Raw genomic sequence first — 21,706 nt, 5'->3', positions numbered from 1 at the left:
AGGGGGATCTTGGAAAAGTTGAAGTGAAATCATGGCGCTATCCGGCCCCAGATACGCCGTGAAAACGGCCTTCGGATAAATCTTTGCACAAATTGCAAACGGCCCGCTCGGAAAGGGGGACATATCGCCCGCGTTATCTGCGCGCTACGCCGCCAGAGTGGTGAGGGAGATCATCTCTGCGTCGATCATCGCCAGATCCGTGTCGAGGAAGGTGATCGTCATCCCATGGTCGGCAAAGATCACGTCGTCACCGTCCTGGCGGAAGTGGTCCAGCGCCTCGTGGGCGGCGTCGTAGCCGAAGCCATCCAGACGAACCCGGTCCCAGGCCTCCAGGTCGGTGACCACCTGGGACGAGGTGACAAGGGAGGCTGCCAGACTGTTCTCTGTCCCCGGCGCGACGAACTGGAAGGTGTCCGCGAACAGGCCGCCCGACAGCACGGCAGTCTCCGACATGGCCAGCAGCGTGTCGTCCTCGCCGAACCCTTGCATGAAGATGTCCAAAGACGCCGCCGTGCGCTGCACGAACTCCGGCGTGTTCATGAAATCGGCCACCAGCTCCGCACGGCTGTCACCGGCGTCGAGCCGCGCGGTCCAGGCCTCCAGCCCGCTCTGCGCCGGTTGTCGGCCCAGCACATTGTTGAACAGCAGGCGCACGAAATCCTCGTTGCTGCTGTCGCCGAAGCGCGTCTGGAACTCGTCGCTTTCCATGAACAGCGCCACCACGTCGGCCTGATCCACGCCCCGGTCCAACGCGTTGTGCCAGTTGAGGAACCCACCCTGCGCCGGAACCCGGTCCAGCACCGCGCGGTAGAGACGGAACACCACCCCTGCCAGCTCTGTCGGGTCGGTGGCGTCAAAGGCCTCCTGCGCCGCCTCGGTGCGGGTGATGTGCTCCGCGGTCTCGGAGAAGCGCGCCACCAGCTCGGCCCGGCTGGTGCCGTTGTCCAGCTCGGCGGTCCAGACCGCCAGCCCGCGCGGGGCGGGGTCGCGGTCAAAGACGTTCTGGAACAGCAGCGTGACGAAGGCCTCGTTGCTGGTGGAGGCACCGTAGCGGGCCTCGAACTCCGGCGCGGTGATGAAAGTGGCGGCCAGCTCCTCGAGCGTGACCTGCCCGTTGGCAAGCTGCGCCGTGTAGCCCTGATGCCCGGCCTCGCCGGGCGCGCGGCCAAAGACCGTATCGAACAGGCGAAACACCTGGTCGGAGGCGCCGAGCCCGTAAAGCCCGCGTCCCTCGGCCACCAGCACGTTTGCGTCGCCCAGCCCGAAAAGGCTGTCCTGCCCGCCACCACCGGTGACCACGTTCGAGCCGCGGCCGGCCATCAGCGTGTTGTTCCCCACCGATCCGGTCAGCCGGTCGTCACCGTCGCCGGTGGCGGCGTTCTCGATCGCGCCATCGGTGAGCCGGGCCCAGACCGCGCCGCCGACGTTCAGCACCCCGTCGATGTCGTCATCGCCCAGGCTGAGGACAACATCCTCCTGCAGGGCCACCGCGTTCAGGGTGTCGCTGCCGCCGTTGGTGTCGCTGAACCGCCCGCGCGCGGCCTCGACCGCCTGCAGCGCGCGAAAATCCTCCGTCACGGTCCAGATGTCGTCTGCATGTTCATCAGCGCCGAGGAATTCCAGCCCGACATCGTAAAGCCTCCCGGTGTCGCCGGCAGAGGTGTCCGTCACCCGCACCGTCCACACCCCATCGCTGGACATGCCCCGCAAGGACGCCACGCCAAAGGTCCAGTCGCTCGCGATACCAACGTCGCCGCCTTCGCGATCGGCCAGATTGATCACCTCGCCATCAGGGGTGATCAGATCGACCACCAGATCGGCGGCAAACGTGTGCTGAATGTCCACCGTCACATAGACATGTTCGATGACCTGGCCCGCATTCACCGTGATGGTCGCATCTGCATGACCGTTGTCTCGGATCACCGCATTCGGATAGTCCGAATAGCTCATGGAGATCTGGGTGTTCTGGGTCGCGGCCACCCCACCCTTGTACAGCCCCCAGACCTCGGCCATGCGCACGGCGGCAAAGGCATCCACCGCGCCGAAGCCGTAATTCTGGTGGAACGTCATGGCCCCGCCGTTCCAGGTCTCACCGCCCAGGGCCATCCAGCGGCCCACCTCGTACCCGTCTGCCCCGGCGCCATAATCGGACCCTGTCTGTGCGGCGGACAGGGCCAGAATGGTCTGCACATCGCGGTAGCCGAGGTCGGGGTTGGCCTCCAGCATCAGCGCAATGACGCCCGCCGTCACCGGCGTCGCAGCGGAGGTGCCGCCAAAGTCGTCGGTATAGGCGCCGCTCTCGTAGCCGGCAGAGCCTGTGCGGTCCGTGGTGTTCGAGGCCGCCGGGGCGGAGATCAGCAGATTGTGACCGTAGTTGGAATAATACGCGACGGACCCGTCTTCTTCGAAGGCACCGACGGTGATGACCGTGTGCAGGGTGTTGTGCGCTTCCCCCTGGGCATTGCCGAGGATGCCATAGTCCGCCAGATAGCTGTTGGCTTCATTGCCCGCCGCTTTGACAAGGATCGTGCCCAACCCGTCACGCCCGTTGGTCGCCGCATACAGAAAGGCCTGCGCCTCGTCATAGGCCCAGGAGCCCGTGTCGCCCGCATCGGCATTGATGTCATAATCCGGGGTGACGCCGTAGCTTTGGTTCACGATGTCAAAGGTCGACGCATATTCCAGCACGTCGAGCTGAACGTTCCATGCCGCGCTCTGCACCGTCCCAAGATAATCGACGGAGGTCAGCTGAGCGCCCCAGGCCACGCCGACGCCGCCCACACCGTTGAGCGCCGCTGCGATCAGCCCGCCAACAGAGGTGCCGTGCCCATCCTCGGACGTGTCATGCAGACCATTGTCATAAAGGCGCCCGTTGTAGTGCCTGCTCGCGTCGTAATTGGCCGCCAGATCCACATGGCTCTGGTCCATGCCGTCATCATAGACCGCAACGGACACACCTGCGCCGCTGTAATTTTCCCAGATCGCCTCAATGTCGCCGAGAAGGTTTAAATGCCACTGACCGGCGTATCTTGGGTCTGAAATGTACATGTCTGCTACCTTTGAGAACCGCAGCACGCCAAGGCATCGCACCGGGGCGGCTGCCCACAGGTTTTCCGGCAAGGAAAACATATCGGCGACACTATTGGCCTGTCGGACTTAACCACACCTTAAGCAGCACCGTGTTTTGATGTCCTGCCTTCTGCAGGGCGTCCGCAGGCAGGGTGCAAGCGTCCGGAGGTCAGGCGCTTTGCCTTTCCGAGCCTTGCCAGAGGGAGGACCGATCCCTCGGAGAGGCGCGCTGATGACCGATGACCATCTACCTGCCGTGACCATCCTGATGGCCTGCCATCAGGGCGCAGCCCATCTGGAGGCGCAACTGGCCTCCTTTGCGGCGCAGGAAGGGGTGGACTGGCGGCTGGTCGCTTCTGATGATGGGTCCACGGACGGCACGCGTGCCATTCTGGACCGGTTTCGCGCCGATCACCCCGGTCGCGTCATCCTGCGTCAGGGCCCAAGTCATGGCCCGCCCTGGGGGGCCGCTGCGCATTTCCTTGATTTGCTGTGTGATCCGACCCTGTCTGACGGCCCGGTGGCGCTGTCCGATCAGGACGATGTCTGGTATCCTGACAAGCTGAAACAGGCTCTGTTACACCTTGAAACGGCGCCTCCCGGTCCGGCCGCCTATAGCGCGCGCAGCCGGCATGTCAGCGCTGACGGCACGCCGCTGGGCCTCTCCCGCAGCTATCGCGGCGGCCCGTCGTGCGGCAATGCGCTGGTGGAAAACCGTCTGTCCGGCCATGCGACGGTGCTGAACGCACAGGCCGTGGCGCTGGTGCGCGCCGTCGGCCCCGTGCCTGTCCCCTATCACGATTGGTGGCTGTACCTGCTTATCACCGGCGCGGGCGGCACGGTGATCAACGACCCTGTGGCGCGGCTGGAGTACCGCCAGCACGGCGACAATGTTCTGGGCGCACCAAGGGGCCTGGCGGCGCGGCTGGCGCGCATGGCCGTGGTGCTGGGCCGTGACGGGCCGATACTGCAGGCGGCGAACCGGACCGCACTGAGGCAGGCCCACCCGCATCTGAAGCCCGAGGCCCGCGCCCTGCTTCAGGCCATCGACAGGGCACCACGGTACGGCCCTGCCCGCGCGCGCGCGCTGCGCCGCATCGGCGTCCAAAGGCACGATTATGCCGCAGATGCGTTCTTGTGGCTGGTGGCCGCGTTGGGGCGGGTTTGAGCACGGCCTTTGAAGAGCGTAACATGAGATTTCAGGCGCAATAGGGTCTGTTTCGTGCGCGAAACACGCCCCCTACCGACGAGACAGCCGGTCCATGACATCCCTGTGGTGGTCAATGGCGTCTTCAAGATACTCGTAGTAGTACCCATACCCCTCATCCAGCACGATGCCACAGTCGCACAAAAGCCGGATCTGCGGGATCGCGTGGCTGCACACCATGGCCCCGGCATTCCTCAGCCGCGCCTTGAACAGTTTGTCGGAGCGCTCACGAAACGCCGCATCGCCCACCGCCGTGATCTCATCCACCAGATACAGATCGAACTGGATGCCCATGGAAATCCCAAAGGCCAGACGCGACCGCATCCCCGAGGAATAGGTGCGAAACGGCAGGCGAAAGCTCATACCGAGGTTGGCGAACTCCTCGACAAAGGCGGCCAGCTCGTCCGTGTCCACGCCATAGATGCGCGCGATGAAACGGCAGTTCTGCAGCCCCGTCAGATCCGGGTGGAACGACCCGGCAAAACCCACCGGCCAGGACACGTTTCCGGTGGTGACGACCCGGCCCGACGTGGGCTTCGTCGCGCCGGAGACCATGCGCAGCAGCGTCGACTTGCCCGCGCCATTGCGCCCCAAAAGCCCCACCGACCGGCCCGTGGGCACGGTCAGCGACAAATCCCGCACCACGGTTTTGACCTTGCCGTCGGTGACGTATTCCTTGGTGAGGTTTTCAAACCGGATCACGCCAGCACCCTCCTTTTGGGGCAATACAGGGTCTGTTTCGCGCGCGAAACATGCCGCTACCTCCGGTCCTTCAGCGCATAGATCACCAGCACGACCGTCCCCCACACCAGCAAGATCAGCAGCGCCGCAAGTCCCAGCAGCACGCCACGTTCCGGGAAACGCGCGCTTTCCGCCAGCGTCGGTTTCACATAGGCGGCGAGGTAGCGGCTTTGACGGCGAGCCTCGGCCTGCGCGGATTCATAAGAGGCGCGCGCGGCGGTGTAGCTGGCTTCGGCAAATTCCCGATCCACCACCAGCCGTTCGTATTCGCCAAAGAGGTTGGCGTAGACATCGTCCCCCTCCGCGGTGCCGCCTGCAAGACCCAGCTTGCGACGTTCGGCATTGATGCGGTCCTGGATCACGTCGATGCGCCGTTCCGCCTGTGTGATGCGCGGATCGTCCGACCGTGTGGACAGCCGCAACAGATCGAATTCGATCAGCGCATCGGCCAGCTGCCCCTCGAGCGTGCCCAGAAGCCCGGCCTGGGTTTGCAGATCCACTGACGGGTCCACCAGCTGGTTGGCATTGCGGAACAGCGTCACCGCCTCGCGCGCGGTCTTGAGCTGGTCCTGCGCGGCCTCGAGATCCTGCCGTGCGTAGCCGATGGCATCCTCGCGGGCGATGGCCGACAGATCGTTGATCATGGCCGACGACTGCCCGAACAGCGTGCTCGAAATCAGCTGCGCATCCTTGGCGGTGAAGGCGCGGGCGCGCACCTCGATCAACCCGGCGCCATCGTCGTAATAGATGTCCACCATGCGGTCCCAATGGGCCACCAGATCCTCGATCGAGCCTGCGGGATCAAATGCGAAATAGGGGTCCTGATCCAGCGGCTTTGACCAGATGGCGCGCAGGTTCACGGCAGCATCCATGTCAGAGACCAGCTTTTGGCTTTGCAGGTATTCGAACAGGATATCGGTGTCCGAGGAGGAGGACCCGGACAGCGACGTGATGCCGCCCAGCAATTCGAGCGCGGAGTTGTTTTCCTCCGTGCGCACGGAAAATGCCACAGTGGAGGCATATTGATCGGCGGCCTTGGTCCAGAGATACCAGCCCACCACCAATATCGGCAACACCACCCCCAGAACGAAGCTCGCCAAGACGCCCCAATGCCGTTTGCGCAGACGCGCGGAGGAGGCCATTTTCGGCGCTGGCGCCCGGACCTCTCCCTGGTGCGACGGGCCAGGGCTGGGTTTCGGCTTGTGCGGACCCGGCCCCCCCGGTTGCGCGGCGGGCCCCGGCTTTTGCGGCGCCTGTTGAGGACGGGCCGCGGCGCCCTGACCGGCGGGCTTCTGGGCCGCGGGTCTTTGACCCTCAGGTGTCTGGACTGTGGGCTGGCGCGGCGTACCGGGCGGCTGCTGGGTCACGGGAAAACCCCCAAGATGTCAGTTTCTTCGCCATACGGTTGCATGGCGCTGTGTTCTAGCTAGGAGCATGATGCGCGCGCTGTCCACCCCTGCCGCACCGAAACCCACAAGCCCGGATGGGGGGATGGACAAGCCCCGTAGGCCCGCGCTTATAGTCGGGCCATCTGTCCCCCGCGGACGTCGCCCCAAAGGGACGCACCACGATGACCGACCTGCCCGCCCCGCAACGTCCACGTCCGCGGCCCAGCCCCCGGACCTTGCCACGATTTGCCACCCTGCGTGCCATCACGGCGCTGATATTGCGAGAGATGTCCACCACCTATGGACGCTCTCCGGGGGGCTATCTTTGGGCAGTGCTGGAGCCTGTTGCCGGCATTGCCTTGCTGACGGGGATTTTCTCCATCGGGTTTCGTTCGCCCGCGCTGGGGATCAGCTTTGCCATGTTCTATGCCACCGGGATGCTGCCCTATCTCATGTTTGCCGACATCGCGGGCAAGCTGGCACAGACACTGAATTACTCGCGCCAACTGCTGATCTATCCGCGCGTGACCTTTGTCGATGCGCTGGTGGCACGGTTTATCCTGAACATGATGACACAGTTGTTGGTGAATTATATCGTGCTGGGAGGCATCCTGTTGCTGTTTGAAACCCGCGTGGTCATGGATGGGCTGACCATCCTCAAGGCCTACGGGCTGGCGGGCCTGCTGGCGCTGGGGATCGGCACGTGGAACAGTTACATGACCGTGCGATTTCCGGTCTACCAGCGGATCTGGTCCATCGCCATGCGTCCGCTGTTCTTGCTGTCCTGCATCTTCTTCATCTTTGACACGATCCCCCAGCCCTACAGCGATTATGTCTGGTTCAACCCGCTGGTGCATATCGTCGGCCTGATGCGGCGCGGGTTCTACCCGAATTATGACGCGCCGTATGTCTCGGAACCCTACGTCCTGGTTGTGGCGCTGGTCTCCATGGTGCTTGGGCTGATGCTGCTGCGCCGGGATCACAAGATGCTGCTGGAGATGTAAGGCGCCTTTGTTTCGCGCGCGAAACAGACTCTATACATGCCGGTCGTCCCGGGCGGATCACGTCTGATCCTGGCTCAGGGAAATGGCGCGGGCCAGCAGCCCCCCCGGATCACCGGCCAGATCCAGCGGCACAGGATGACCGTTCGGGGCCGCGCGAGCTGCCTCGCCCTGGCCGCCAAGGTCAAAGACCATGACAGGCAGCCCGGTGGCCAGCGCCTCGTGCGTGGTAAAGGAAAACGTCTCCGGCCAGAGCGACGGGATCAGCCAGCAGGTCACGCCGTAGCGCGCGGCCAGCCCGGGCAGGTCGCCCACGTCGTAGCGCCCATGATGCCGGGCGGGGGCATGTAGCCGGTGAGCGGGGTCGATCTCTCCCAGAAGGACAAGCGAACAGTCTCTGTTCCGCGCGGTCTCGCGGCTGAGCGCCTCTGCCAAGGCAGCCCCTTTGTGCGGGGCAAGACTGCCGAGGATGCCCAGCACGCAAGGGGCCTCTGGCGCGGGGCGGGGCAGGGGTGGGACCGCGATCGGCAGGGCGTGTGGGCGCAGGTCCGAGGGCGTGCCGGGGTAGGCGGCCTCGGTCAAGTCCTGGCTGGCACGGCTGAAATGCTCCACCCGGTCCGCGGCGTACAGCAACCTCCCCCAAGTCGCCCGCCAGACTGAGAGCGGCACAGGCGCACCATCAGGTCGGCGGGTTTCATGCCGAGGAGAGGCGCTTGCCGGGTCCGGCAAACCACGCCAGTGCTCGCCGTCCTCCAACAGGGTCGGATTGGGCGAGAGCGGGAAATAGTCGTGCATCAGCACCGTCAGCCTGTCGCTGGGTTGGCGTAAAGACAGCAGCAGGTCCGGCAGGGTGATCGGATCCAAATCGCCCACACCGCAGGAATAGACCAGAGCGCGCTGCGTCACCGGGGCCAGCAGGCGGGTGACATGGTCCCACTCGGCCGTGCCCGCAGCCGTCACCCCGTGGCCGCCGTCAGGCCGCCGGGTCCAAAGCTCCAGCGTGAAGCGGAACACGCTCCCCACGCGGATCACCAGCGCGTGGCCGACGCGTTCCAGATCCGCGTGCAGACGGCGCTGCAGATCCGTCTCTGCCCCGCCGCCCATGGAATGCGCGAGGGTGATCGGCAGGGGCGCGTCGCGCGTGACCTCTGCCCGCGCCAGCCCAAGCGCCAGACGTGCCGTCACAAGCGGATCGCGCCGCAGGAAGCCGTGCACCTCCGCATCAAAGCGCGGATAGCGCCGCGTGAGGATCGCTGAATTACGCTGGATCAGAGCCTGCTTTTGCGCAGAGCCAAAGCTTTGCCCCCCAACATGCGCCACATAGAGGTTGGGCACATAGACATGGGTGAACCCTGACGCGCGGGTCTTTTGGCACCAGTCCACTTCCTCGCCGTACCCGGGGGCAAAGACGTCGTCAAACCGCGGTATGGCCTCCAGCGCCTCGCGTGAAAGCGCCATGCAAAATCCGACGCCGGCCACTGCCGGGACCCAAGCGGCGCCATTTGTTTCGCGCGCGAAACAGTCGATTTCTGCGGCCTCCTCGGCGATGATCGGACTGGCGCGCCCTGGCTCCGGGATCGACCCAAGCTCCGCATCGTTAGACATGGGCGTGACAGAGGCCACGCGCGCATCCTCCAGCAACGGGCGCAGCAGACGGCGCGCCCAGCCGTCCGGGACCAAGGCATCAGAGTTCAGCAAGACGATGGGATCGGAGTGCAACATGGCCTCCGTCAGACCACGGTTGACCGACCCGACGAAGCCGAGGTTCTGCGCATTTTCCAGCAGTATCGCAGGATGCTGCGCGGCCCAATCCCGCAGGAAGGGCAGGGTGACGTCATCGGGGGAGGCATCGTCGATCAGAATGATCCGCCAGGGCGTATCGGTGTGTCGGACCACATGGTCCAGTGCCTGCCGCAGCAAGGGCAAGCCGCCGTACACCGGCATGACAATCGTTACACCTTGCGGATCAGGGCCGGGCGAGGGGGGCTCGAACAAGCGCGCATCCAATGACAGGGGCGCCGGGCCAGAGAGGTCGAGCAACTGCTTTACCCGCGCCCGCGCCGACGGATCGCGCACCCGCGCCCACCGTATGGCATGAGGAAAGGCGCGCGCCCCGGCCCGGACAAAGGGCGGGATCAACAGCAGGCGATCACGGCGCGGATGGGCGCTGTCTTCGGGCAGGTGATAGGCGGCATAGATCCCGAACAGCCGCCGGATGCGGTGCAGCACGTCAGCCTGACCTCCGGTTGATCGACTGACTTTGAACCACGGATCAGCCAGCGAGGGAAGCCCGCCGAACCCTCAGCCTTGCCGCTTCTGCAGCCATGCTTCGAGATCGGCAAGGAAGGCGGCATCCACACCGCGCCCTTCAAGCAGCACCTGATGCGCCCCCTGCTTGCGCAGGTGGACAGGGGCATTGGGCTTCGGCGCGGGTGTCTCAGCTTTGGCCTTGGCGGGTTTTGGTGGCGTCAATTCCGCCCGGATCAGGGTCTGTTCCGCCTCAAAGTCCGCCGGGTCTCCCTCTGCCACCTGAGTGCGCAGACGGGCTGACAGCTCTGGGTCCGCTTCCAGCGCCTGCGCCAATTGCAGGCCCAATCGCTCGCCAATGGCGCGGGGAAAGCGCAAGGCCCCGTCGAGATGCTGCACCACGAGGGTGAAGCTTTTGATCTTTGACCGCTTGGCGCGGGAGGCATTTTCATAAAGCCCCGACAGTGCGCTGGAAAGGTCCTCAAACGCGCCCTGCTCCACAGCCTTCAAGGCGATGCGCGCGCGCTCGAAATAGCTCAGCCCCACGCGGATCTCGTTTTCCTCGATCATGGCGAGGTAGGCCTGGCTGGCCTCTGCCGGGCGGCGCAACAGCCCCAAGACCTCTCCGAAGGCGGCGCTGTCACGATGCTGCAGCTCTGTCAGCGCCATGACCCGTCGCCAGCCGGAAATCAGGCCGTAGCGCGGCGCGGCACCCTCACCGAGGTCCACAAGCTCCACCGGCGTCTGCTGGCCGCGGCGGGCGATGCTGTCCACCAGGGCGGCTTGCTCCTCCTCAGGAACGCCGACACGATCACGCACGAGATAATCGAGCGCGATGTCCTCCAGCGGCACGGACACTACCATGCGCCCGCCCTCCCGCGCGCTGCGCAGGGTTTCGGCCATTTCCGTGATGGCGGCGGTCGACGATGCCTCACGCGCCACGTCCGCAATGGGGGCACGCATTGTGGCACCTACAGGAGGCAGTGCGGATTTGACCTCTGGCGCGGGGTCCATGAAGCTCGGGTTGGCGGGTGTCAGGCGTCTGCGTTTGGCCATGTCAGGGTCTCCTCTGGCTGGGCACCAGTTTGGAAAATGCGATCAAGAAGTTCTGAATACAGCGCACGATGGAAAGCGTCGGGGCGCGGCCCCGGCCCCCGGGGGATTTGAAAAGCCAAGAGCCCCCCTGCCGCGTATAGAAAACAGTCATTCGGCAGCGCGCTGGTTGGCCAGCTCGTCACGCCGCCAGGCCCCTATGATCAGGCTTTTGACGGCGGCCCATGTGGCATCGAACGTTTCACGGCCACGGGCATAGGTTTCGCGGTTGAAGTCGCGATAGTCGGCCTCGTAGATGCCTTGCACCTGCTCGCCGGCCTGTCCGATCAGCGCTGTGAAGCCTTGGCGGTGGGGAGAGAGCGTGGGGCCGAGGTAGCTTTGCATCAGGGCGGCCAGTTCTGCCTGCTGGCTGCTGTCATAGCGGGTGATGAGGGCGCGCACCGCGTCCCATTCAAACGCCAGCCCTTCACGGCCCAAGGCGCGTGCCGCGATGTTTTCCGCTTCCTCGATGGAGCCGAAGGTGGCATGCAGCATGTCGAAGAAGCGGCCCGTGCTGTCGAACTCCAGGAACGACGCGCCGAGGGGGACCAGCAGGATGTCCGCCGCCGCCAGTCCGTTGATCGTCAGGTAACCAAGCGCGGGGGGCGTATCGAGGAAGATCAGGTCATATTCGTCGAGGATGCCGTCCTCGTCGAGGCTTTCGGTCAGCGCATCCCACAGCCGCCAGCCGCGCGCGTTCATGCGCCAGACCGGGATCTGGAATTCCGCCCAGTAGAGGTTCAGCTGCGCGCCAATCAGATCGATGTTGGGCCAATGGGTTTTCTGGATCAATTCGGGGGCCTTCACCTGCAGGGCCGATGACAGGGTGTCGTCCAGAGGTTGCGGGACCTCGCCACGGGCTGCACGCGCTTGGTTGTCCGATTGCAGCGTGCGGGCGTAGTGGCGGGCCAGCAGGGGAAAGACCGTCTGCCATTCGTCTTGAACCTGGCCGCCGAAGATCGAGGTCATGGAGCCCTGGCTGTCCAGATCGATCACCAGCACCTTGTACCCGTCGAGCGCCGCGGACATGGCGAGATGTGCGGCGGTGGAGGTCTTGCCCACGCCGCCCTTGAAGTTGGCCACGGCCAGCATCTTGGCGGGCAGACCGTCGGGGCGGTAGGGGCGGTAGTCCTTGGCCTTCGATCCCTTGGTCCCGAAATGGGCGCGTAATTGCAGCACCTCGTCGAGGGTAAACCATTTCGCGCCGCCCGAGGTCTCGGACATGCCCTGAGGCAGATCGGGGTTTTCCTTGAGCACGCGCCGGAAGTGACCGGTGGCCACGGGGATCAGGTAGCGGGTGATTTCCCAGGTGGAAAACAGGCGCAGGGAGCGGTTGCCGTTTTCCTCCAGCCCGCGGCTTTCGAGATCCTGTCTGCCGGAGGCACAGGCCTGCGCGATGCGCGCGAAGTCCGCCGTGCCCATGGCGCATTCAAGCTGGGTGGCCGCGATATCCGGGTCGAGCCCCACGTAGGGAGGCTGGGCGGTTTTGGTGGATCTTGTCGGGCTTTTCATGGTCTTTGCTCGCTATCCGCCAGGCGCCTCTTTGGGAGGTCTTTCCTGACATGTTCGCCTTTTTCCCTATGATACCTGAAAACAGCGCACATGGAAGCGTTATGCACACATTGGCGGGATTTTCTCAGGATTTCAAAAGGGAACGGATGCACCAAACAGAAATTACTCTGTTAAATCTAGGTTAAAGTACTCGTTACAGGCAAATGTCCTGAGCAAAGAGTCCTTTATACCAAAGGCTTCTATTCCAAATTCAGGCCGAGGCGACTCTGATCCCACGTTGCTGCGACTCCAATCCCCCGAAGCGGTGACTCTGCTCCCCCGAAAAGCGCGGGCCTTCGGGTGGACGCAGATTGTGGATAACTCTAGGGTGTCACTGAACCCCCGAACCTGATTCCGGACCACCGGAGCGCACACAACAAGGGGGCAGGCAGTGTACAGGCGACGATCATGACCAGCGCAGCAGGGGGGCTGACCCCTGACCGGCATCCCACGGCGGACTTTTTTGTCTGCGATTTGTTCGACGCCTCGCCCAAGGGCGATCTGGCGTCCATGGAACATCCGATCTTTTCCCTGGCGACGAAGCCCGACACGCGGGTGCTGTCCTATGAGCACAATGGCGCGGAGATCACCGTGACGCCCTCGGTCAAGGGGCGCGCCACGATCCACGACAAGGACATCCTGATCTATTGCGTGAGCCAGCTGATGGCAGCGGTGAACCTGGGCCGCCAGATCACCCGGCACCTGACGCTGACGGCGCATGACCTGCTGGTGGCCACCAATCGCGACACCAGCGGCGATGCCTACACCCGTCTTCGGGATGCGTTTGAACGGCTCGCCGGCACGCGCATCACCACCAATATCTCGACGGGGGGCGAGGAAACCACGCGCGGCTTCGGCCTGATCGAAGCCTGGGAAATCGTGCGCAAGTCGCGGGGCGGGCGAATGGTGTCGGTGCGGGTGACGCTGTCGGATTGGCTGTTCCGGGCCGTTGAGGCGCGCTCGGTGCTGACGCTGTCGCGTGATTATTTTCGCCTGCGCAAACCGCTCGAGCGCCGCGTCTACGAGCTGGCGCGCAAGCATTGTGGGCGGCAGCAGGCCTGGAGGATTTCGGTCCCGGTGCTGCACAAGAAGGCGGGCAGCGCCGCGCCCGTGCGGGTGTTCCGCGCCGCCCTGCGCAAGATGATCGCGGAGGGCAACCTGCCGGATTATGATCTGACCGAAGAGCCTGGCGACGTGATCCGTGTCAGCCGCCGCAATGGCGTGGTGGAGGCCGGTCCCGACCTGCCGCCCCTGTCCGATGCGGTGCGGGCGGCAGCGCGTGATCTGGCGCCGGGCGAGGATGTCTACGCCCTGGAGGCACAGTGGCGACATTGGTGGGCGGCCTCCGGGCGCAGCCCGCTCAAGGCGCCGGGCAAGGCCTTTCTTGGATGGATCAAAAGTCGCCCCCGGGGCTGATGCAGCCATTGCGTGATGCGCGGGCTGGACGGATCGTGTCGGGAAGCCCTAGGGTCGGGGCAGATCATAAGGGGTTCCCATGCGGTATTACTTTGTCAGCCAGACCTCACAGAACCCGCTGTTTCGCTGGCTGAACTTCCCCGGCAAGCGGGCCTGGCTGGATCTCGAAGATCCGCGCGCCGAAGGGTTATTGCTGCTGGCGGGATCGGGGGCAGGGGCGGTGCGCCCGGTGTTGCATGACCCTGACGGCAAACCGGTGGCGCTGCAGATCTCGGACCCCGGAGAGGATCTGCCCGACAATGCCAAGTGGTTCCTGCGCCAGCCCGAGGATCAGCGCTGGCTGAAACAGGTGAGCTTTCGCTTTCCCGGTGCGGTGCCCCTGACGCTGAGCTGCGCGGCCACGGGGCAGCGGCTGGCGGTGCTGACCCCCGGCATGGGATTCCCGGCGCATCTGTTCAGCCTGTTGCAGCGCGCGCCGCATGGACCGGACGGGCGCTGGTGCAACTTCGTCGAGACGGGCACGCTGTTCGGCCACACCACGCTGCACGCCAGCTATTGGGCGGACCGGGTGATCACCATCGAGCTGTCGCAGACCCTGCACGCCGAGGCGGTGAAGCATCTGGCACACCGGCCCAATGTCACCTGCCTGCAGGGCAATTCGGCGGATGTGCTGGCAGAGGTGGTGCCGGATCTGGACGGGCCAAGCGTGTTCTACCTCGATGCGCATTGGAGCGGTGACAGCAGCGTCGATTGGGGCAGTTCAAAGTTCAACGGCTATCCCATCGATACGGCGCGCGCCAAGCTGGGCGAGAGCGAAGGCGCGCGGCAGGTGCCATTGATGGAGGAGCTGACCTGTATCCTCGACGATCACCGCGACGCAGCGACCATCGTCATCGACGACTGGCACACGGTGGGGACGCGGGATCTGAACTTTGCCGGGGAGGACTGGACCCATCTGGATCGCGATGCGCTGCTTTCTCTGATGGACGGGCACGCCCGCAGCCTGTCGCACAGCGACGATGGGCCGAACCGCCACGTCTGGCATATCGGGCCGCTTTGAGGTCTGAGGAATTGCGGGGAGTGAGCCGCGCTTGCCTGGAGACGCGCGTGCCGCGCTTGTTTAGAGACGCGCGTGCCGCGCTTGCCTAGAGACGCGCGTACCGCGCGATGCCCCAAGGGGCTGTTAACCACGGGGGCATACCTCTGAGGTCGTTCCGCTTTCGAGGAGGTCTCCCCCATGTCCGACGTCTCGGCCGTGCTGTCGCTGCCCTATCTTCTGCCCGCCCAGGCGCAGAAACACGTCACCCATAACGAAGCACTCGCCCGTCTGGATGTGGCGGTGCAACTGGCCGTGGTGGCCCGCGACGAAACCGCGCCGCCGGTCGGAGCGTCCACCGGCGACCGCTATCTGGTGCCCACCGGGGCCACCGGCGACTGGGCCGCCCACGTGGGGGAGATCGCCCTGTGGGATCAGAATATGTGGGTCTATCACACCCCGATCACCGGTTGGCGCGCGCTGGTGCTGGCCGAGGATGTGGAGGTGCTCTTTGACGGCACCGCCTGGCAGGCGATCCCGGTGGAAAGCGCCACGGTGGGGGTGAACACCTCTGCCGATGCGACCAACCGGCTGTCGGTCTCAAGCACGGCGACGCTGTTGACCCACGAGGGCGCGGGCCACCAGATCAAGGTGAACAAGGCCACGGCGGGCGACACCGCCAGCCTGCTGTTCCAGACCGGCTGGGCGGGCCGGGCAGAAATGGGGACGGCCGGGTCGGATGCTTTCGCGATCAAGGTCTCGGCCGATGGGGCCGCCTGGACCACGGCGATGAGCTTCGATCCGGCCTCGGGGGTGGTCTCCGGCGGGGCCGTGATGGCCACCCCCACGGACACCGGGACGGGCAAGCTGGCGCGCGCTGACTATGCCTATGGGCCGGGCAACCTGCTGGGCACGGTGGCGCAATCCGGCGGCACCCCCACCGGCGCGGTGATCGAGCGCGGCTCGGACGCCAATGGCACCTGGGTGCGCTTTGCCGATGGCACGCAGATCTGCTGGAGCCCGCAGGTGACGGTGAACGTGACCACCACGGCGGGCGCGATCTATCGTTCCAGCGTGACCACATGGACCTATCCAAAGGCGTTCACCGTGGCCCCGGCGCTGATGCAGGGACGTCAGAACCATTCCACCAGCTACTGGACGGTGCCGGGCATCACCACCCCCACGACGGGCGAGGCCTGCGCAATGTCCTACCAGTCGACCACCGGCCGCGCGATCAATCTGGTGGCGATCGGACGTTGGCTCTGAGGCCCGAAGACTGAAGAAGAGTTAACCAGTCTTAAAGATTGCACTGGTTAGGATCTCGGTAAAGTTAATCTTTACCGGGATTTTTTCATGCCAGATGCGCCGCCCTTTTCTGCTGCTGTGCTCGACCTTTTGCCGCCCCTGACCGAGACGGCGGTTGCCGACGGATACATTCTCGATGCCATGGGCACACGCACGCAGCGGCGGTTTCGTGGCGGCTCGTCCAAGGAGCCGGGCCTCGTGCAGCCCAACCCCATGGTCAACTGGGAGTGGATCCCGCTCGCCTGGGCGATGATGACGGCGCAGGATCGCATGACGGCCGTGGAACTGGGGGCGGGCTGGGGCCCGTGGGTGTCGCGCTGTCATGTGCTGGCGGGACGGCTGGGGATCAAGGACCGTCATATCTTTGCGGTCGAGGCGGAACCGATGCATTTCAGCTACCTCGAAACACAAATGGCCGACAACGCCATCCCGCCAGAAGATCACACGCTGGTGCAGGGGTTGATTGCGGAACGCGCGGGCTTTGCCCTGTTCCCCCTGACCGAAACGCCCGAGCAAAGCTGGGGGCTGCGGCAGCTGGGGGAGGAGGGGCAGAGCCTTGAGACCTTGCTGGCCCGGACCAAGGCTTTGCCGATCGAGGGGGAGGAGGGGCTCTATCGTCTGCCCAAATGGCCGCACAAATATGCCATCCAGCAATCGCTGTCGCTGGCAGAGCTGATCGGGGACACGCCGCTGGTGGATTTCATGCATGTGGATATCCAGGGCAACGAAACCAAGGTGCTGCCGCCCTCCATGGAGCTGCTGAACGCGCGTTTCCGGGTGATTGCCGTGGGCACCCACAGTCACGAGATCGAAGCCGAACTCAGGGACTGTTTCACCGCAAATGGATGGATCTGCTATCACGACAGCATCATGCACCATGACGAAAACAACATGCTGCGGGACGGCCATCAGGTCTGGCTGAACCCGCGGCTTGGCCCGAAACCGGGCCCCGGGTGAGGTGGTCTCATGGCCACTTTGGTAAACGAAGCACTTGGCGTGGTCTTCGTGCATATCCCGAAATCCGCGGGCACCTCCGTGACGCGGACCTTCGAGGCACAGTCCGCGCCCGATCCGGAGACGCCGTTGACCGATGCGGAGCGACAGGCCAACCCGCGGCTTTGGTCACATTGGGTGCAGGGCGATCATCTGCCGGGCATCGAGGCGTCTGTCGCCCATAACGTGGGCATGCAAGGCGGGCGGGAAAAGGTGCCTGCCTTTCATGCGCGGGCTGTCGATCTGCGGCATGCTCTTGGCTACCGGCGGTTTGATGCGTTGCACAGCTTTACCTTTGTGCGCAATCCGTTCGAGCGCATGGCCAGCACCTACCATTACACCCGGGACAATGACGCAAATCCCCATGCGGCCATGTGTCGGGTGCTGGGGTTCGAGCAATACATCGTCTTCAACTGTATGCTGACGGTGCAGCTGCAATATGACTGGCTGCATGATCTGAACGGACGCCCGATGGTGGATGAGGTGTTCCGGGTCGAACACATGGCCGAGGCAGAGGCCCGGCTTGGCGCGCGGCTGTTCGGAAAACCGATCCGCTTTGTGCATGAGAACCAATCCACCAATGCCCGGAGAGATCCGTCCACCAGTTGGAATGCGGTGCCTGAGTGGGTGATTGACCTGTTCGTGAAAACCTACGCAAAGGACTTCGCCTGCACCGGCTACGCAACGGATGTCAGCCCGTACAAGACCGCCGATATAATCTCGGAGGAGGCGGCGTGCGGCGCCTGGGAGCGGCTGCCGCAATACCTTGCCCATCCGGTGGAGAGGTCGATGCAGCGCCGCTATTATCTTGATCGGCTGCGCTACATCACGACGCTCGACCGCGGTGAAAACGTGGCGGCGCCGGTGCCCGGCGACACCGTGGCCGGCTGACCGCGGCTTTACTGCCTGTCCCGAAGAGGATCTATTCGGCGGGGCAGGGGGCAGTATCCCGAAAGATTCATGTGGGTCGACCTCACTGCAAGGCTTTGCGACTTGTTCGGAATGAGGCTAAGCACGGCTCGACATTGCAATAGGCTCCTGTGAAAGGTTCTGTCTCATGGCGCGCATTTTCATCACCGGCACCGCCGGCTTCATCGGCTACCACCTTGCCCGGCTGTTGCTGGACGAAGGTCACACCGTCGCGGGCTTTGACGGCATGACCGACTACTACGATGTGACGCTGAAGCAGCGCCGTCATGCCATGCTGCTGCAGTCCCCGACCTTCACCGCCACCGAGGCGATGCTGGAAGACCGCGATGCGCTGGATGCGGCGATGGATGCTTTCGTGCCAGAGATCGTGGTGCATCTCGCGGGGCAGGCGGGGGTGCGCTACAGCCTTGAGAACCCGCGCGCCTACGTCGATGCCAATGTCACCGGCACCTTCAATGTCATGGAGGGCGCGTTGCGTCACAAGGTGGGGCATTTGATGATGGCCTCGACCTCCTCGGTCTACGGGGCGAACACGGACATGCCGTTCTCGGAGGCCGACAAGGCCGACACGCCGATGACCATCTATGCCGCCACCAAGAAGGCGACCGAGGGCATGGGCCACGCCTACGCCCACCTGCATGACATGCCGACGACCATGTTCCGCTTCTTCACGGTCTATGGCCCCTGGGGGCGCCCGGATATGGCGCTGTTCAAGTTCGTGAAGGCGACGCTGAACGGCGATCCCATCGACGTCTACAATCACGGCGAGATGTTCCGCGACTTCACGTATGTGGAGGATCTGGTGCGCGCCATTCGCCTGCTGATGTTCGAGGCCGTCCCGCCGAGCCGCTATGACCGCCCTGAGGATGGCGCGGTTCCCGAAGGCGACAGCCTGTCTCCCGTCGCCCCTTACCGGGTGGTGAACATCGGCAACTCCCGTTCCGAGCGGCTGACCGATTTCATCGAGGCGATCGAGGCCGCGCTGGGGATGAAAACCACGCGCAACCTGATGGACATGCAGCCCGGCGATGTGCCGGCCACCTGGGCCGACGCGAGCCTGCTGGAACAGTTGACCGGCTACCGTCCGCAGACCAATATCGGCGAAGGCGTGCAGCAGTTCGTCGACTGGTATAGAGACTATTACGCCGTCTGAGATGGTTATCTCTCATGCACTTCTAGGGGTAGCCTTGCGCCAAGTTCGCAGCCCGCCACTGAAAGTGCACTGCGACCATTTCTTTGGGCAAAGCAACTTATGTTCGTGCCAAGCCGCCTTTCCAAGGTTCCGATCACGATCCGTGCCGCACAACAGGTCTCCCTCCTAATAAGCACGCCACCCAACCTAGGACTTCTTGTCAGAACCACGCAGCAAGGGCGCTCGTACGTCCATCTATCATGTCCCTGTCTGCAACAAGAAAGGGATGCTTGACATGACTGAAGGCCAAACCTCCGCGTTTATCGACGACGCTGTGCGCCAATGCGGCAAGAGCAATGATGACATCGCCCATGCCATGGGTTTTTCACGCCCAAACCTCGTGACCATGCTCAGGGTTGGTGCGACGAGGCTTCCGCTGGACCGGATCCCCGACTTTGCGGCAGCGACAGGTGCTGACGCATATGAACTGCTTACACTTGCCCTTGCCGAGTACGGCGGCCCGGGGCCTCAAGGGGTGGAGAGCCTCGAGCGGAAGCCGATTGAAAGCAACGTCAACATTCGGGCATCTGTTGAGGTCTGCGTCCGCTTCAAAGCTTTATGCACGCAGGAGCGCCGCACCCAAGGTCAGATGTTGGAGCTTTTGCTGACTGTTTGGGGCGCTGGACAAGATGTGGATCAGACACGCTGACGTCCTCTGAAAAACCGGCGAGCGGCTCTGTCGCTCGTCTGACCTGCCGCTGAACTTTCATCCAGCTACGACTTGAGCCCGGTTTGTGTTTACGCCGATTGGCGCAGGTTGAGCAATCGCCCGACGCGCGGAGCTTTCATATCGCGTAGCGGGGCGGGCGAGTGCGTTGGTCAGAGTCCGCGCGTATTCGGCTGGGGTTTGATAGTCCAATGCCGAATGGGGTCGCTCGGTATTGTAGTCAGCGGCCCAAGCCGCGATCACGACGCGTGCATGTGCCAAGTTGCGGAACATGGTCTCGTTGAGCAGCTCATCGCGCATCCGGCCGTTGAAGCTCTCGACGAACCCATTTTGCATGGGCTTTCCCGGCGCGATGTAGTGCCATTCGATCCGGTGCTCGGAACACCACCGCAGGATCGCGTTACTCGTCAGTTCGGTCCCATTATCGCTGACAATCATGCCTGGCTTTCCACGCCGCTCGATCAAGGCCGTCAGCTCTCGTGCCACACGGCGCCCCGAGATCGAAGTATCCGGGATCTCAGCCAGGCATTCGCGGGTGACGTCGTCGACCACGTTGAGCACCCGGAAGCGCTGGCCGTTGGCGAACTGATCATGGACGAAATCCAATGACCAACGGACGTTCGTGCGCGCCTCGACCAAGATTGGGGCGCGCGTTCCGACGGCCTTGCGCCGCGCCTTTCGCTTGCGCACCGTCAGCCCTTCCTCGCGGTAGAGGCGATAGATCCGGTTAATCCCGGAAGGCTCGCCCTCGCGCCGCAGCAGCACGAAGAGCCGCCGATAACCGAACCGTCGACGCTCGTTGGCCAGTTCTCGCAGCCGCCTGCGCAGGACCGTGTCCGGCGCACGCTGGGCCTGGTAGCGGACCATCTTGCGCTCCGCACCGGCAATCCGGCACGCCCGCCGTTCCGAAAGCCCGAGCAGGGCCTTCAGATGCGCGACCGCTTCGCGCTTCACGGCAGGCGTCACCACTTTTTTGAGACCAGTTCCTTCATCGCGGCCAGATCGAGCATTTGCTCGGCCAGCAACTTCTTTAGCCTGGCGTTCTCATCCTCAAGCGTCTTCAGCCGCTTCGCCTCCGACACAGTCATTCCGCCGAATTTGGCTTTCCAGTTATAGAAGGTGCCTTCCGACATGCCGTGCTTGCGGCACAGGTCCGCGCACTTCGCGCCTGCCTCGTGCTCGGCCAGGATGCCGATGATCTGCTCGTCCGTGAATCTCGTTCGCTTCATTGTCCGTCCTCAGGTTGGGCCGGACTCTAATCGACCGTGGAGGAAAAATCCCGTGGCAGGTCACGTCGTCTCAGGGACTGAGGGGGAGCGCTGTCGCCCAGAACGCCCCTCAGCGCGCTCAGAATTGGGCAGAGATGGCCAGTTCACCCCATTTGGCGACTACCCCCGCTCACACATGCAATCGCACGTCTGGGCTAATTTCTGGGCAGTGGATCAGTTTGCATTTTTCTCGTGCTTCGGAGTGCCGCACATAATCGAGGTAAGGGCGTGTCTCACAGTTTGGTGAGGCGCGTCCTTATTGGCGCGCGCATCGCGCTGGCGAAAAGCCTTGTCATGCTCAAGCCGGGTTGAGCCGACCAAAAGACAAGGTTCCGCGCCGGGGGTGGCACATAAGACGTTCAGGCCCCTGTGTTCCCCCCAATCCTTGTCGTCCAGATCTTCATTACGTCTGGGGACTGCGAAATTTAAGGCTTTATCTGTATCGCTTTCATACCGGAGTTGTCCCGGTTTCGCGCTTGGCTTGCAGTGGTCCGGTGTCGAACATAGCTGCAGTCGGAACAAAAAGAGCGAGAGAACGCGCCGATGCCGCAGACCTTTGAATGCCCAATCCTTTCCGCGATTGAAGACGTGAGCTACTACTCC

The 21,706-nt window shown here is 63.8% G+C and carries 16 protein-coding genes; 9 read left to right on the top strand and 7 right to left on the bottom strand.

Translation table 11 applies throughout. The features are described from left to right. Window positions 1–144: 144 nt before the first annotated feature. Entirely contained in the window at window positions 145–3,048 is a 2,904-nt protein-coding gene (locus J4E08_RS22790; RefSeq protein WP_349540457.1) for a DUF4214 domain-containing protein, read from the bottom strand. A gap of 253 nt (window positions 3,049–3,301) precedes the next feature. Between J4E08_RS22790 and J4E08_RS22785 the strand changes: the two genes are divergently transcribed. Further along, window positions 3,302–4,237, top strand: a complete 936-nt coding sequence (locus J4E08_RS22785) for a glycosyltransferase (RefSeq protein WP_349540456.1) — start codon at window positions 3,302–3,304, stop codon at window positions 4,235–4,237. A gap of 72 nt (window positions 4,238–4,309) precedes the next feature. Here the strand turns inward: J4E08_RS22785 and J4E08_RS22780 are convergent, their stop codons facing one another. Further along, window positions 4,310–4,978, bottom strand: coding sequence for an ATP-binding cassette domain-containing protein (locus J4E08_RS22780; protein WP_183970104.1), 669 nt, complete (start codon window positions 4,976–4,978; stop codon window positions 4,310–4,312). Between the two features lie 56 nt (window positions 4,979–5,034). Then, window positions 5,035–6,159: a KpsE/RkpR family capsule polysaccharide export protein gene (locus tag J4E08_RS22775; RefSeq protein WP_349540455.1), complete on the bottom strand. Its 1,125-nt coding sequence runs from the start codon at window positions 6,157–6,159 to the stop codon at window positions 5,035–5,037. Between the two features lie 428 nt (window positions 6,160–6,587). Between J4E08_RS22775 and J4E08_RS22770 the strand changes: the two genes are divergently transcribed. After that, window positions 6,588–7,409 (top strand): ABC transporter permease, encoded by an 822-nt coding sequence (locus tag J4E08_RS22770; RefSeq protein WP_349540454.1) that lies wholly within the window; start codon window positions 6,588–6,590, stop codon window positions 7,407–7,409. A gap of 57 nt (window positions 7,410–7,466) precedes the next feature. Here the strand turns inward: J4E08_RS22770 and J4E08_RS22765 are convergent, their stop codons facing one another. The 3 genes from J4E08_RS22765 to J4E08_RS22755 all read right to left on the bottom strand — a co-directional run bounded on the left by J4E08_RS22765 (window position 7,467) and on the right by J4E08_RS22755 (window position 12,257). Next, window positions 7,467–9,635 (bottom strand): glycosyltransferase, encoded by a 2,169-nt coding sequence (locus J4E08_RS22765; protein ID WP_349540453.1) that lies wholly within the window; start codon window positions 9,633–9,635, stop codon window positions 7,467–7,469. A 72-nt stretch (window positions 9,636–9,707) separates the two neighbouring features. Next, entirely contained in the window at window positions 9,708–10,709 is a 1,002-nt protein-coding gene (locus tag J4E08_RS22760; protein WP_349540452.1) for a ParB/RepB/Spo0J family partition protein, read from the bottom strand. Between the two features lie 147 nt (window positions 10,710–10,856). Then, complete coding sequence (locus J4E08_RS22755) at window positions 10,857–12,257, bottom strand: AAA family ATPase (RefSeq protein WP_349540451.1); 1,401 nt, start codon at window positions 12,255–12,257, stop codon at window positions 10,857–10,859. Window positions 12,258–12,704: 447 nt separating this feature from the next. Here J4E08_RS22755 and J4E08_RS22750 point away from each other — a divergent pair, with 447 nt between their 5' ends. From J4E08_RS22750 to J4E08_RS22720, 7 genes are all read left to right on the top strand, one after another. Beyond that, on the top strand, window positions 12,705–13,712 hold the full coding sequence (locus tag J4E08_RS22750; protein ID WP_349540450.1) for a replication initiator protein A: 1,008 nt from the start codon (window positions 12,705–12,707) through the stop codon (window positions 13,710–13,712). Window positions 13,713–13,791: 79 nt separating this feature from the next. Continuing rightward, entirely contained in the window at window positions 13,792–14,772 is a 981-nt protein-coding gene (locus tag J4E08_RS22745; protein ID WP_349540449.1) for an O-methyltransferase, read from the top strand. A 177-nt stretch (window positions 14,773–14,949) separates the two neighbouring features. Beyond that, window positions 14,950–16,014, top strand: coding sequence for a DUF2793 domain-containing protein (locus J4E08_RS22740; protein WP_349540448.1), 1,065 nt, complete (start codon window positions 14,950–14,952; stop codon window positions 16,012–16,014). Between the two features lie 87 nt (window positions 16,015–16,101). After that, a complete protein-coding gene (locus tag J4E08_RS22735) occupies window positions 16,102–17,010 on the top strand; it encodes a class I SAM-dependent methyltransferase (protein WP_349540447.1) in 909 nt (302 codons plus the stop codon). A gap of 9 nt (window positions 17,011–17,019) precedes the next feature. Continuing rightward, a complete protein-coding gene (locus J4E08_RS22730) occupies window positions 17,020–17,937 on the top strand; it encodes a sulfotransferase family 2 domain-containing protein (protein WP_349540446.1) in 918 nt (305 codons plus the stop codon). 166 nt (window positions 17,938–18,103) lie between these two features. Beyond that, a complete protein-coding gene (locus J4E08_RS22725; RefSeq protein WP_349540445.1) occupies window positions 18,104–19,129 on the top strand; it encodes an SDR family NAD(P)-dependent oxidoreductase in 1,026 nt (341 codons plus the stop codon). Between the two features lie 274 nt (window positions 19,130–19,403). After that, the gene (locus tag J4E08_RS22720; protein WP_349540444.1) at window positions 19,404–19,817 is read left to right on the top strand and encodes an XRE family transcriptional regulator; all 414 of its coding nucleotides are present in this window, start codon (window positions 19,404–19,406) and stop codon (window positions 19,815–19,817) included. A gap of 57 nt (window positions 19,818–19,874) precedes the next feature. Here the strand turns inward: J4E08_RS22720 and J4E08_RS22715 are convergent. Next, window positions 19,875–21,064, bottom strand: a protein-coding gene (locus tag J4E08_RS22715; protein WP_349540443.1) for an IS3 family transposase whose coding sequence is annotated in 2 segments (ribosomal slippage) — window positions 19,875–20,812 and window positions 20,812–21,064 — 1,191 coding nt in all. Because the reading frame shifts where the segments join, the coding sequence is not laid out codon by codon here. Window positions 21,065–21,706: the final 642 nt, after the last annotated feature.

The sequence above is a fragment of the Sagittula sp. NFXS13 genome (genome assembly GCF_040148795.1).
Classification (GTDB): Bacteria; Pseudomonadota; Alphaproteobacteria; order Rhodobacterales; family Rhodobacteraceae; genus Sagittula; species Sagittula marina.
The sequence above is the reverse complement of the archived record's forward strand: the minus strand, read 5'-3'. Positions and strand labels throughout refer to the sequence as shown.